The organism is Alkalihalobacillus pseudalcaliphilus (assembly GCF_028610675.1).
GTDB classification, from domain to species: Bacteria; Bacillota; Bacilli; order Bacillales; family Bacillaceae_D; genus Alkalihalobacillus; species Alkalihalobacillus pseudalcaliphilus.
Genome location: NZ_JAQQWS010000001.1, coordinates 1154525 through 1168149 on the forward strand (window position 1 = coordinate 1154525; position 13625 = coordinate 1168149).

The 13625-nt window shown below is 38.6% G+C and carries 10 protein-coding genes, 1 other RNA gene, 1 riboswitch and 1 other annotated feature; of the genes, 1 reads left to right on the forward strand and 10 read right to left on the reverse strand.

What is annotated here, in order from left to right:
* Window positions 1–234 precede the first annotated feature (234 nt).
* Window positions 235–416, reverse strand: a non-coding RNA gene (ssrS, locus tag PQ479_RS05835) — 6S RNA.
* A 163-nt stretch (window positions 417–579) separates the two neighbouring features.
* Between ssrS and PQ479_RS05840 the strand changes: the two genes are divergently transcribed.
* On the forward strand, window positions 580–882 hold the full coding sequence (locus PQ479_RS05840; RefSeq protein WP_047988606.1) for a hypothetical protein: 303 nt from the start codon (window positions 580–582) through the stop codon (window positions 880–882).
* On the opposite strand, the gene PQ479_RS05845 is transcribed toward PQ479_RS05840, so the two are convergent.
* The 9 genes from PQ479_RS05845 to PQ479_RS05885 all read right to left on the reverse strand — a co-directional run bounded on the left by PQ479_RS05845 (window position 853) and on the right by PQ479_RS05885 (window position 12937).
* Window positions 853–2121: a homoserine dehydrogenase gene (locus PQ479_RS05845; protein WP_047988605.1), complete on the reverse strand. Its 1269-nt coding sequence runs from the start codon at window positions 2119–2121 to the stop codon at window positions 853–855. The two genes, PQ479_RS05840 and PQ479_RS05845, sit on opposite strands and share 30 nt — an antisense overlap.
* Window positions 2122–2192: 71 nt before the next feature.
* Window positions 2193–2304, reverse strand: a riboswitch (SAM riboswitch).
* A 72-nt stretch (window positions 2305–2376) separates the two neighbouring features.
* Entirely contained in the window at window positions 2377–4149 is a 1773-nt protein-coding gene (gene aspS / locus PQ479_RS05850; protein ID WP_047988604.1) for an aspartate--tRNA ligase, read from the reverse strand.
* A 1-nt stretch (window position 4150) separates the two neighbouring features.
* Window positions 4151–5431 carry a histidine--tRNA ligase gene (gene hisS / locus PQ479_RS05855; RefSeq protein WP_047988603.1) on the reverse strand — a complete coding sequence of 427 codons (1281 nt, stop codon included), beginning with the start codon at window positions 5429–5431 and terminating at the stop codon, window positions 4151–4153.
* 181 nt (window positions 5432–5612) lie between these two features.
* Window positions 5613–5847 (reverse strand) — a binding site (T-box leader).
* Window positions 5848–5902: 55 nt separating this feature from the next.
* On the reverse strand, window positions 5903–6079 hold the full coding sequence (locus PQ479_RS05860) for a hypothetical protein (protein WP_273716824.1): 177 nt from the start codon (window positions 6077–6079) through the stop codon (window positions 5903–5905).
* Window positions 6080–6632: 553 nt separating this feature from the next.
* On the reverse strand, window positions 6633–7085 hold the full coding sequence (gene dtd / locus PQ479_RS05865) for a D-aminoacyl-tRNA deacylase (protein WP_047988602.1): 453 nt from the start codon (window positions 7083–7085) through the stop codon (window positions 6633–6635).
* 74 nt (window positions 7086–7159) lie between these two features.
* Window positions 7160–9346: a RelA/SpoT family protein gene (locus PQ479_RS05870; protein ID WP_047988601.1), complete on the reverse strand. Its 2187-nt coding sequence runs from the start codon at window positions 9344–9346 to the stop codon at window positions 7160–7162.
* A gap of 301 nt (window positions 9347–9647) precedes the next feature.
* The gene (locus tag PQ479_RS05875) at window positions 9648–10169 is read right to left on the reverse strand and encodes an adenine phosphoribosyltransferase (RefSeq protein ID WP_047988600.1); all 522 of its coding nucleotides are present in this window, start codon (window positions 10167–10169) and stop codon (window positions 9648–9650) included.
* Between the two features lie 2 nt (window positions 10170–10171).
* The gene (gene recJ, locus PQ479_RS05880; RefSeq protein ID WP_047988599.1) at window positions 10172–12538 is read right to left on the reverse strand and encodes a single-stranded-DNA-specific exonuclease RecJ; all 2367 of its coding nucleotides are present in this window, start codon (window positions 12536–12538) and stop codon (window positions 10172–10174) included.
* Window positions 12539–12598: 60 nt separating this feature from the next.
* Window positions 12599–12937, reverse strand: a complete 339-nt coding sequence (locus PQ479_RS05885) for a LapA family protein (protein WP_047988598.1) — start codon at window positions 12935–12937, stop codon at window positions 12599–12601.
* Window positions 12938–13625: the final 688 nt, after the last annotated feature.

A 13625-nucleotide genomic window follows, 5' to 3' on the forward strand; every position in this document is an offset into this window, starting at 1 on the left:
TTCGCCACCAACAAAGATGAAAGTAGTGGCGACTGTTCAAACTGTTGGAGCGTTTACAACTCGATCACCATTAGGAGTCGGCCTGACTAAACTGGGAGCACTGTCCTACTAAGGTCATTGATCGCGAGATAGATGACCAGCTAACTTCACGGCACAAACTATCGCCCATAAGTAACTTTCATATAAAATAAAGGCTAACTATCCATAAAGATAGCTAGCCTATTTAAGACGTGAAGAAATCCCGTAAATGCCGTGTTCGACTAAAGCTTTGAACCTGCTCAAGCAGGTGGGTGCCCCGTGCCCTTCTTTTTAAGTCCAAGCTCTCACTAGGCATGTAATCCAAAAGGCAACCTTTGGCTCCCGTTCAAAAAACGTTGGCTCAAAACGTTTAATGATAACGCACATCACAGGATTTCTAATAATTAACGTTATTATACGATGACTGACCATCTATTTCAACCTTTTGTTATAATTTTCAGACTATTATCCTATTTGCCACCCTTTTTATCACTATGGTACATTAGATATACAAATTAGAACGAGCAATTTCTATTATTAGTTTTAAAAGGATGTGTATAAATGGAACCACTAGCCATTCAACGTTGCATAGAAGTCAAACAAGAAATTGGTTTAATTGAAAAGAAAATTGTCGAAACCTCTTTTGATTTAAAAATCGATCATGAATACATACATGCAAAAACAGAACGGTTTTCTATTAAATCAATTTTAGACATATCCTTTCGGTTAAAAGAAGAAAAAGCAATAGGTTACTTATATATTCATACAACAAAAGGTATTCGTACTTTTCATATTCGCCATAATCCGATTGAATTTATTAATGTCTTCAAGAAATTAAGAAGTGAGACGACCGAGTACGAGTGATTCTTGCCAGCTCTTTTCAGTTAGCTCGCCCTGAATCGAAAAAATCTCAAGTCCCGTTGTTACGTCATTGAACTCCCCTTTCACTAAATAAGCGTCCCCATCCAGACCATGTTGTTTATGAACAACGATTGCTTCTGGATGGAGGTAATGATGAATATCTACGCTTGCAGCTTTACTAAAGGCCAGATAATACCTTTCAGCTTTTTCTGGTTGCCACTTACCATTACTTACCTCACCTTGTTTTTTCGTTTTATACGTATTATAAGAATTACCCGTTCCGAACCTACTCAAAAACAGAAAATCCTCGACCATACTATTTGCAGTTGCTTCCTTGCCAGCACCGGGACCTGTAAATAAAAGCTCGCCAATCATTGGTCCTTCAATTTGAATCGCATTCGTCACTCCATTAACGGCTGTATATGACTCCTCTTTTGCTAAAAACACAGGCTCTACCTTGGCCTTGATTTGTCCTTGATGACACTCAGATGTCCCGATTAACTTCAACTGTAAACCAAGTTGTTGGGCTAATTCTAGTTGCCAACCCTCAACATACCGAATTCCTTCTCTTGTTACTTGCTCCTTTTTTGGCCAAATTCCGAAACAACATTTAGTCAAAATCCTAATTTTATACCAAGCATCAAATCCATCAATATCATCAGTCGGATCATTCTCGGCATACCCTAATTGCTGTGCTTGTGCTAGAGCTTCATCAAATGAAAGATTCCTTTCCTTCATTTCAGTTAAAATATAGTTCGTTGTTCCATTTAAGATGCCACTTACCCGAAATATTTCAGTCGTCGGGATAATCCCACGCAACACATTAATAATCGGAATCCCACCTGCAACCGCGGCTTCGTAACCATAATAAGTCTGCCTCTGTTCAGCTAAGTCCTCTAAAGTTTCTCCATACTCGGCCACTAGCTTTTTATTTGCCGTAATAACGGGTGTACCTTTTTCCAAGAAAAATTCTGTATATTGGTAGGCAGGCTCTAGCCCACCAATCGCTTCAAATACCAAATCATAATCGCACTTTTTCGAAAATTCATTCCAATCACTCGTAATAACGGATACAAAACTTGTTCCTTGTAATGATTGTTGATATTTATCTTTATCGCGTATTAATATGCCTTCAATCGTCAAGGCCTCCCCAAACTGGCCTTGCAATGTGTGTGCAACCGTAGCTAATCGCTCTGCAACACCTAGACCGACCGTCCCAAAACCCATTAAACCTACTTTCATTTAACAGCACCCCTTTATATGCTTCATTATGTAAAAAAACCTTTCCAATAAGGAAAGGTTTCATCTGCCTTTTCTTATCTCTCAGAGCTTTACTCTGCTGAACGTAGCACCTTTATTTGTTTGGCTAACAAATAGGTTGCCGGGCTTCGACGGGTCAGTTCCCTCCACCACTCTAGATAAGTTCACATGTCATTTTTAAGTTATTCAGATTATATCGTTAAGTTGTTAGATTTGTCAATGGAGTTTTCTACACTCTTATTCGCTTTTCTTTCTAATCACTGACAAATTTAAATCAAGTAGTTGCTCTAAACTTACGTCACTCGGTGCATTGGTTAATAAATCACTTGCACTTGCTGTTTTAGGGAAAGCAATCGTATCACGTAAGTTCGTACGTCCAGCAAATAACATCACCATTCGGTCCAGCCCTAGTGCGATTCCACCGTGTGGCGGTGTACCATATTCAAATGCCTCTAATAAAAAGCCGAATTCTTCTTTTGCAGCTTCTGGTGTGAACCCAAGTGCTGCAAACATTTGCTCTTGAATGTCACGCTGGTAAATCCGTTGTGAGCCTCCACCTAATTCGTAACCATTTAAAACAAGGTCATACGCATTTGCACGAACACTTCCAGGATCTGTCGCAAGTAAGCTCATATCTTCTTTTAATGGGCTTGTAAACGGATGGTGTAAGGCAACAAATCGTTTCGCCTCTTCATCGTATTCAACTAACGGGAAGTCGACAACCCATAGGAAGTTATATTTGGATTCATCAATTAAGCCAAACTGCTTGCCAAATTTCAGGCGAAGTGCACCTAAGCTATCCCAGACAACTTGTTTTTTATCTGCGGCAAAGAATAATAAATCCCCTGTTTTAGCAGACATGGTTTCTATAAGTCTCTTCGCCTGCTCATCCGTGAAAAATTTGGCGATTGGTCCTTTTAGGCCTTCTTCCTCCACCTTTAACCAAGCAAGTCCTTTGGCACCGTATTGCTTAACAAAGTCAGCTAATGCATCAATTTCTTTACGTGATAATTGATCAGCACCACCTTCTAGGTTCAAACCTTTTACTGTACCACCTGTAGTTAAAGCCGATTTAAATACTTTAAAATCTGTATCATGTAAAGCCTCAGTTAAATCAATAAGCTCCATTCCAAAACGTGTATCAGGTTTGTCTGACCCATAACGATTCATAGCTTCATCATACGTTAGGCGAGCAAATGGTACGGTGATTTCGATCCCACGAACTTCCTTCATGAGCTTTGCCATCATTTGTTCTGTCATTGCTAAAAGCTCTTCTTTATCCATAAAAGATGTCTCTATATCAATTTGTGTGAATTCTGGCTGACGGTCAGCTCGTAAATCCTCATCACGGAAGCAACGAACAATTTGATAATAACGCTCAAAGCCCGAAACCATTAATAACTGTTTAAAAATTTGTGGTGACTGCGGTAATGCATAAAATTCGCCTGGATGAACTCGACTTGGTACTAAATAATCTCTGGCGCCTTCAGGTGTACTTTTTGTTAACATTGGCGTTTCAATTTCCATAAAGCTTTGATTATCTAAAAACTCACGTACCGTTTTGGTTGTTTGATGGCGAAGCTTAAACGTTTCTTGCATATCAGGACGTCGAAGGTCTAAATAACGGTATTTCAAACGAATATCTTCGGAAGCATCCGTATTTGCCTCAATTTGAAAAGGTAGTGATTTTGATGCATTAAGAATTTCAACTCGGTTAGCATGAATTTCAATTTTACCTGTAGCTAATTTCTCGTTAATCGTATGCTCATTTCGAGCAACAACCGTTCCTTCAATCTCTAACACATATTCATTACGAATCTTTTCTGCAATAGCCAATGCTTCCTGACTTGTTTCTTGGCTAAATACAACTTGAACAATACCAGAACGGTCACGAACATCCAAAAAGATAACTTGACCTAAATCACGGCGCTTTTGTACCCAACCTCTAATTAATACTTGCTCTCCTACTTTTCCTTCCACGATGGTGCCACAATGTGTGCGTACAGTCATCCTAGTTTCCTCCCTTTATCTGATTCTCTATATAAGTAACAAAGCTGTCTAGTTCTACTTGTTTTTGCTCTCCTGTTTCCATATCTTTTACATTAATCACTTTTTTTTCTAACTCTTCTTCACCTAATATCGCTGTAAAACGAGCCTTCAACCTGTCAGCTGCCTTAAACTGAGCTTTCATTTTTCTATCTAGATAGTCTTTTTCAGCTTTTAGACCATTAGCACGTAACTGGTCAAGTAATGCGAACGTTTTTGGTTTAGCAGACTCTCCTAATGCCACTAAATAACAATCAATTTGATTCGTTACATTAGGTAATTGATTTTGTCCTTTTAGTGCCATAATGAGACGCTCAATTGAAAAAGCAAAACCAATTCCTGGTGTTGATGGACCACCAAGACTTTCTACCAATCCATTGTACCTCCCACCACCGCAAAGCGTTGTAATTGCACCAAATCCGTCACCTTCAGCCATGAGCTCAAAAGCCGTGTGATTATAATAATCAAGACCACGAACAAGAGTTGGGTCTACTTCGTACGGTAATTCAATCGCATCTAAGTAAGCTTTCACTTGCTCAAAATATTGACTTGACTCCTCATTTAAATATTCTAGAATTGATGGTGCTGTTCCCATTAATGGGTGTTTGGCGTCTTTTTTACAATCTAAAATCCTGAGTGGATTCTTCTCTAGACGACTTTGGCAATCTGTACAGAACTCATCAATTCTTGGCTTAAAGTGATTCATTAACGCATCACGATGTGCTGTACGACTTTCTGTATCTCCTAAGCTATTAATGACAAGCTTCAAGTTTGAAACACCTAACTCCTTATAAATCCGCATAACCAAACTTAATACTTCTGCATCAATCGCCGGATCAGCACTACCTAAAGCTTCAACGCCAAATTGAACGAACTGACGCATTCTTCCTGCTTGTGGTCTTTCATAACGAAACATCGGGCCTGTATAAAATAATTTCGTTGGTTGGCTCGGTTGTCCAAAAAGCTTATGCTCAACGAATGCCCTAACGACACCAGCCGTTCCTTCAGGGCGTAGTGTCAGGCTTCGTTCACCTCGATCCGTAAAAGTATACATCTCTTTTTGAACGATATCCGTTGTATCACCAACACCACGTTGAAATAATTCTGTATGCTCAAAGATAGGCGTGCGTATTTCTTGATAGTTATAGCGCTCACATACCTTCTTTGCTGTTTCTTCAATGTACTGCCAGATCTCCACATCTCCTGGCAAAATATCCTGCGTCCCACGTGGAATTTGAATGTTCATTACTTTTCCTCCTACTTGCTCGGTTCTTTTTTCTCGATTGTGTATTTCTAATTGCTCAGGCTTCCTTCTGCTTTTTCTGCTCGCACCCCGCGTATTCTTCTTATCATCATGAACATGAGATGCTTTCCTTTATTTCATCTGACAATTAAAAAAATCCCGTCTCTGATGATTATCCTAAATCATCAGGGACGAGATTTATATTCCCGTGGTGCCACCCTCATTGAGTTTTAAATAAAACTCCACTTTTCAAGTAGTTAACGCCTACGAAACGTCTTTTCCTACTCAGTTCGAAACTTTTCAGAAAAACTCCTCCAAGGTGTTCATTCATCAAGGCAAATTTGGAGGGCTTACAGCCACGGCCTCTCCTCTCTAACAAATTTGGAGTCTTGATTACTATTCCTCTTCACCGGAATGGTCATTTGTTAATATTGATATCTATCATACGAAATGAATGATTCTCTTGTCAATAGGTTAATTGCGCATGAGCTTTTGTTTTAGCGTTTTTATTTCACGTAATGATAAGCCAAATTCCTGTGCTAGTTCAAAATTTGTTTGTAGCGATTCTTTTTCCATAAAGTTATGATAATCAACATGGAAGATTGGCTGTACCTGTTGTGTATGCATTTGTTGTTTGTGACTTGCCCGCATGAAAAGCTCCCCTTTTTTTGCTTTTTTTATAGCATGACCAAAAAAGAGGGATTTCACACGTTAATAAATTGTTTTTGTATGAAAGTTACATGGGCGGGGCTACGGCAAAGTGTAGAATCCTCAAAACCGTTTATGAATGAAAAGCCACCAGTTAAAGATTGAAACCCTACTTATATATTTGGAGAGGACTAGTTGTAAACGTATCAACAGGTTAAGAAGTCGTCACTATCCATGAGTGGCCTTTGTGCAGTTACTACAAGGAATTGCCTCCGTATCTTCACATTAACCCTCTCTTTGTGCAGTTACTCACCCTCTCCACTCGAGTAACTGTCGCGTTCAGCCTTTTTCGTGTAATTACTCCAAGGTTTGAGTCAGTATCTGTACAAAGCTTAATATATCGTTAAGTTGGCGATAGATGACTTTCATATTTGTTGGTGGCGAAGTGAATGGGGCACAGCCATGGGTTTTGTATAAAAATTAAAGTGACCGTAAATCCACCAGGTAAAATTATTCTTTCATACTCGTTGATGGTCTTTTTTTGACTGTTTAATTTTTACTTGTTCTCTATAGGACTTTCCAGAATTAAGGTTACGGGTCCGTCGTTAATGAGGGAGACATCCATCATCGCTCCAAAAATTCCTGTTTCGACTTGAACGCCTTTTTCTCGAAGCTTTCGGTTAAATTGTTCATAAAGTTCCTTGGCACGGTCTGGTTTCGCCGCTGCCATAAAATTAGGTCGTCTTCCTTTACGGATATCACCATATAAGGTGAATTGCGAAACGGATAAAATCGCCCCTCCGACCTGTAATAACGATAAATTCATCTTTCCATCTTCATCTTCAAAGATTCGTGTATTCACTAGCTTTTCTGCTAAATAATCTACATCTGCTTCGCTATCTTCATGGGTGATACCTACTAAAAGCATGAAACCATGACCAATTTCTCCTACAACCTCATTATTAACTGTTACAGATGATTGTTTGACACGTTGTAATACGATTCTCACTATGTACACCTCAATTATCTATTAATTTTCAAGAAAAAAGTCAGCGTTCGATAAGAGACGCTGACAAACTCTACTTAATGCATGATTCTTCTAACCGAATAAATATCTTTTATTTGTTTGATTTTATCCACTACTTTTTGTAAGTGATCAACATTGCGAATCAAAATCGTCATATGAATTGTTGCTACTTTATTGCGATGATCAGAACGTCCTGAAACGGCATTAATAGACGTTCTTGATTCTGTAACGGCATGTAATACTTCATTAAGCATGCCATTTCGATCAAAACCGGTAATCTCAATATCGACATTATAGGACTTAGCTTGATTAGAATTCCCTTCCCATTCAACAGGAAGTAGACGAGCCTCAAGCCCTTCTTCTTGCATATTCGAACAATCGGCCCGATGTATAGATACACCCCGACCTTTCGTAATATAACCAACGATCTCATCCCCAGGAACCGGATTACAGCATCTTGATAATCGAATTAATAAATTATCGACACCTTTTACACGCACTCCTGTGTTTGTCTTTTTCTTTGGCGTAAACGAAGGAACATCTGATAAAGCATCCGCCAAAGATTGCTCTTCTTGTTCTTGGTCTAATTGCTTACGTAATTTCTCTGTTAAACGATTCACAATTTGTTTGGCACTAATACCGCCATAACCTACAGCTGCATACATGTCCTCTTCACCAGTAAAACTGAATTTATTGGCTACTTCTACTAAATTCTCATGTGTGAGCACTTCTTTAGGCTCGAAGTCCATTGCTTTTATTTCACGCTCAATCGTCTCTTTTCCTTTGACGATATTGTCCTCACGACGTTCTTTCTTAAACCATTGCTTAATTTTATTTTTAGCATGGGAAGACTGGGCAATTTTTATCCAATCTTGACTTGGTCCATAAGAATGCTTAGATGTCATCACATCCACAATATCGCCCGTTTTCAGCTCATGGTCCAATGTTACCATTTTTCCATTCACTTTTGCACCAATGCAACGATTACCAATTTCACTATGAATGCGATAAGCAAAATCTAATGGAACTGAACCTCGAGGAAGTTCAATCACATCACCCTTAGGTGTAAAAACGAAAACCATATCAGAAAAAAGGTCCATTTTGAGTGATTCCATAAATTCTTGTGCATCGTTTGTCTCATTCTGTGACTCAATGACATCTCTAAACCAACTTAGCTTGTCCTCAAATGAACCAGAAGTCGTAATATTAGCTTTTCCTTCTTTATAAGCCCAATGGGCAGCAACCCCAAACTCCGCTACACGGTGCATATCTTCTGTACGAATTTGCACTTCTAAAGGATCTCCATGAGGTCCAACAACCGTTGTGTGTAAGGATTGATACATATTGGCTTTAGGCATCGCAATATAATCTTTAAATCTTCCTGGCATTGGTTTCCAAAGCGTGTGAATAACCCCTAAAACGGCATAACAATCCTTAATGTTCTTCACGATAATACGGACTGCTAATAAATCATAGATTTCATTAAACTGTTTGTTTTGCAAGACCATTTTACGATAAATACTATAGATATGCTTAGGACGCCCAGAAATTTCCGCTTCGATAAAGACCGTCTTTAAATCATCATCTACCCGTTCCATCACATCAGATAAATATTCTTCACGTTCGGCACGCTTTTTCTTCATTAGGTTCACAATTCGATAATACTGCTGCGGGTCTAGATAACGAAGGGCGGTATCTTCTAGTTCCCATTTGATTGTGGAAATCCCTAATCGATGAGCAAGTGGTGCAAATATTTCTAACGTCTCATTAGAAGTCACACGCTGCTTTTCTGGGGGCATGTACTTTAAAGTACGCATGTTATGAAGACGATCGGCTAATTTAATCATAATGACACGAATATCCTTTGCCATGGCGATTAACATTTTGCGATGATTTTCAGCCTGCTGCTCTTCTTTGGATTTATATTTAAACTTCTTTAATTTCGTTACACCATCAACAAGCATGGCGACTTCTTGATTAAATGCTTCTTCTATATCTTCAATTGAGACATCTGTATCTTCAACAACATCATGTAAAAATGCAGCCGCCACCGTATTAGGGTCAAGTTGAAGCTCAATAATAATACCCGCCACTTGAATTGGGTGTAAAATATACGGTTCACCTGATTTTCTATATTGGCCACTATGAGCATTCTCTGCATACAAATATGCTTTTTCTAAAAAAGCGACGTCCTCTTTATTTAAATACTGACTCGCCTTTTGTAATACTTGATCGATTGTCATGGAATCACCTGTTAGGTTCATATTATTTCTATTATCATTAAGTTTAACAGCTATGTAAAGAGAAAGAAAAGAATTTTGTCGGAATAACTAAAAAAATATTTACCAGCTGAATGAAATTCTATTCAGGTGGATACTTGTATACTTGACACGCACGAACATAACCGCGTAAACAATAGTCGACAGACAATAATGATAGGCAAAGATTTTTTTATAGATGAGTAACTACATACAAATGCTCGCTCATTTCGCTAGAATATAAAAAAAGACAAGCAGCAATTAACACCGCTTGTCTTCGATTTATTTATTCCTCATCATAGGTCGTTAGTGAAAATATATCATAACCTTTCAAACGCTCTCTTCCAGATAAGAAGCCAAGTTCAATTAAGAAAGCAATTCCAACTACTTCCCCACCAAGCTCTTCGACCATTTTAATTGTCGCTTCAATCGTACCACCTGTTGCTAGCAGATCATCAGCAATTAAAACTCGTTGACCCTTTTGGATAGAATCTTTATGAATTGTTAAACAATCCTTCCCATACTCAAGACCATAATCAACCTCAATAACTTCTCGAGGAAGCTTTCCTTTTTTACGTACAGGTACAAATCCTTTTTGTAAAGAATAAGCAATTGGACAGCCGACTACAAAACCGCGTGCCTCTGGACCAATGACTACATCAGCTTGTTTACTCTTCGCATACTCCGCCATTTGATCAACAGCGTGACGATAAGCCTCACCGTTTTGCATTAAAGTCGTAATATCAATAAAGCGAATTCCTTCTTTTGGGTAATCCTCTACAATCGTTAAATGCTCTTTAAAATCCATGTCTATACCGTCTCCTTGATTGTACTTTCTCTTTGATCCTTTTCAAACACTTGACTAAACCAATATTTCAAATGCTCAAATGATGAATAAACAAAGTCATTCTCGAGTTTTCTTTGTTGCTCCTGCTTTTGGAACGTTATCGAGTCTGATAAACTTTTCTTCTCTGGGTTCTCTTCCACTGTAATCCATCCATTTTCATAACGAATAAAACCAAGTTCCACAAACACTTGTACCATAAACGATATAGTATCCTTTGTCCAGCCTTTATATTTTACAAGCTTCATACCTTGTTGTTGTAGAGAAAATTGCTTTTGCTTTCGTAAAAATGCATAGAACCACTTAAAAGACTCTCTGTTTGGACTCATTGAAAAAAACGAATCACCCTCTTGATAGAACAAACAATACAATTGACTAGGTTGGCCTTTTTCAGCAAACAAATGTGTGAGATCTTGTTCACTAATTGGCAGATCAAGCAAAATAACGGCTGCCTGCTCAAAAGAGATCGCTTCTTCTTTAAGTTGATCAAATGACCAGACTTTTTCAGACTCCAGTCCCAATTTTACCTGTGTATCCTCTTGAAATGCAACTAAATATTGATGAGGCACTGTAATTTGTAACAATTTCTTGTGCAAATAATTCATTTGTACGCTGCGCCAGTCAAACAACTGCCATTCGGTCACAGCAATATCCTCAATCATCAGTTGAGGTTTAATATGCCCATTCCACTCATTAATACTTAAAGTACCCACAGCAGAAACTTGGTCCTGTACGGAAATCTGATCATAAGCATAACCAAAATGAAAACCTATCCCGTCCAGGCTAGTTCCATTTTGGTTAAATTGAAGCTTTAAATGATTAGATTCACTACCTATTTTTTTCATTTCACTAATATGAGCCTTTTCCAGCATAATTTTTGGTGTTGGGTTACTAACACCAAAAGGAGCAAGCGATTTCATTTGCTTAATAATATCTAAGCTAATCTCATCAACCGAGGCTACTAGATCAATTTGTTTTACAGGAATGAAATCATCTTCACTTAGTACTTCACTCGCTTGCTTTTGCAAACGATCCCTTAGTTCATCTAGATGTTCCAATGAAATGGTTAATCCCGCTGCCATCGGATGTCCACCAAAGTGAGGAAGAATATCACGACTTTTTGACAACTCAGCAAACATATCAAATCCTTCGATACTTCTTGCCGAACCTTTGGCAACCCCTTTTTCATGGTCAATACTTAACACAATCGTAGGACGATAAAACTTTTCAACTAATCGGGAGGCAACAATACCAATGACACCTGCGTTCCAATCTTCCTTAGCTATAACTAAAACGGCATGTTCATCAGGTGGATATTGCGTTTCAACGAGCTCCACAGCTTCCTTAGCAATCGTACTAACAATTTGTTGGCGCTCTTTGTTTAATTGGTCAATTTCTTCAGCAAGAAAGCCTGCATCCTCACTTTTGTCTGTCGTTAATAGTTCAACGGCAGGATTTGCTGAACCTAGTCGGCCAGCTGCATTCATACGAGGTCCAATTGCAAAACCTACGTGATCGGCTTCCAACATTTCTTTATCAATGCCTGCGATTTTTTTTATAGCTATTAAACCTGGCTTTGAGGTAGACTGCAAAGCGTGTAAACCTTCCATGGCTAAGAGGCGATTTTCGTCCACTAGCGGTACTAAATCAGCAATCGTTCCAATGACAACAATGTCTAATAATTCTTTAGGTACTCTACCAAGCAATGCCTGTGACACTTTAAAAGCTACACCGACACCAGCAAGTCCCTTAAACGGATAGGAACAGCCAGGCTGCTTCGGATTAACAATCGCATACGCATCAGGTAAGACAGGAGGCGCCTCATGGTGATCGGTCACGATAAAATCTAAACCGATATCTTTTGCCACTTTAGCTTCATGAACGGCAGATATCCCTGTATCTACCGTAACAACGAGACTAAATCCCTCTTCCTTAGCCCATCTTAATGCCGGCTCGTTCGGTCCATAACCTTCCGTAAAACGGTTTGGAATATAATAATCAAATTGTGCACCTAGCATTTGCAACGTATATATCATCACCGATGTACTGCTAACACCATCAGCATCATAATCGCCAAAGATTAATATCTTTTCCTTCTTTTCAACGGCTAATTGAATTCTATCTACAGTTTCTTTCATCCCATGCATAGCATAAGGATCATGATAATGAATTTGGTTTTTATTTAAAAAAGTTGATGCAATCTCAGGAGTTGTTAACCCACGATTAATGAGTAACTTTGCTACTAATGGAGCGACCTGTAATTCGGTTACTAAAAGGTCTACCATTGCCTGTTCCTGGTCTTGCACTTTCCATCTTGCCTTTGAATTTAACATGCAAACACCCCTCGACCTACCCATTATACAGGAGTGTTCGAGGGGTGACAATGTTGATATTTACTTATTTATATTGTTTTCTTGTTGCTTAGGTGCATGGTCTTTATTCTCATCCATTTGTGGCTTATGCACGTTAGGGTGTTGAATATTTTCTTGTATACTAGCACCTGATTTTTTAAGCTTCTTAATTTCTGTTTGCAACTGATAAATCTTAACCATCCCAAATGCTCCAACTATTAATGCTCCCATTAAGACGGAACCTAAAATAATCAAAATCAGCGGCCAATTTGCTTCTCCAAATAAATAATTCACGCGAACAGAATCAACATTAATGACAGCAAAAACAGATATAATAAGTGCCACAATAAGACCGATTATAATTCCCCACTGACCTCTCATCCAGCCACCAACCTCCCAACAAAAAATTAGATAAATTTAACATTAATATTCCCTTTTCTGGTGATAACTAAACAAGTAACATGTACTCAAAATCATACTTGATGTTTATGCGATGCGTATGGTGTGTTTGTTTTGTATGAAAGTTGGCTAAAGCTCATGTGCAGAGCGTTAATTGCCGCTACCGAAAATCATGCTCCGAGACAATCGCGTGGCGCTGAGCTAATCGGTGCAGCCAGCGGATTTCAGCTCTGCCACTATGTCCCATGGGAGCATAACTCGCCCGTTGGGTTACTGCTGATTCTCTAGTTCAAAATCATTCTTACAACAAATATTAAAAAGAACAAGAACAAAGTGAATGAAGAGCCACCAAGTAAAGAAGCAAAATTCAATTGAACAAAGTGCCAGCAGAACAATACATTTTTCTTTATTCAGATACTAGCTCTTTTCTCTTCCACATCTGCACATTAGCACCCTTTTTGTTTAGATACTAGCTCTTTTCTCTTCCGTATCTGCACATTAATCGCCTCTTTGTTCAGATACTGACTACTTTTTCTTCCGCATCTGCACATTAGCACCCTTTTTGTTCAGATACTAGCTCTTTTCTCTTCCATATCTGCACATTAATCGCCTCTTTGTTCAGATACTAGCTCTTTTCTCTTCCGTATCTGCACATTAACGCCCTTTTTGT

Coding starts and splice junctions, on each gene's coding strand:
- PQ479_RS05840 (WP_047988606.1), top strand. CDS start 580: ATGGAACCACTAGCCATTCAACGTTGCATAGAAGTCAAACAAGAAATT.
- hisS (WP_047988603.1), bottom strand. CDS start 5,431: ATGAACATTCAAATTCCACGTGGGACGCAGGATATTTTGCCAGGAGAT.
- aspS (WP_047988604.1), bottom strand. CDS start 4,149: ATGACTGTACGCACACATTGTGGCACCATCGTGGAAGGAAAAGTAGGA.
- PQ479_RS05885 (WP_047988598.1), bottom strand. CDS start 12,937: ATGAGAGGTCAGTGGGGAATTATAATCGGTCTTATTGTGGCACTTATT.
- PQ479_RS05860 (WP_273716824.1), bottom strand. CDS start 6,079: ATGCGGGCAAGTCACAAACAACAAATGCATACACAACAGGTACAGCCA.
- PQ479_RS05870 (WP_047988601.1), bottom strand. CDS start 9,346: ATGACAATCGATCAAGTATTACAAAAGGCGAGTCAGTATTTAAATAAA.
- PQ479_RS05845 (WP_047988605.1), bottom strand. CDS start 2,121: ATGAAAGTAGGTTTAATGGGTTTTGGGACGGTCGGTCTAGGTGTTGCA.
- recJ (WP_047988599.1), bottom strand. CDS start 12,538: ATGTTAAATTCAAAGGCAAGATGGAAAGTGCAAGACCAGGAACAGGCA.
- PQ479_RS05875 (WP_047988600.1), bottom strand. CDS start 10,169: ATGGATTTTAAAGAGCATTTAACGATTGTAGAGGATTACCCAAAAGAA.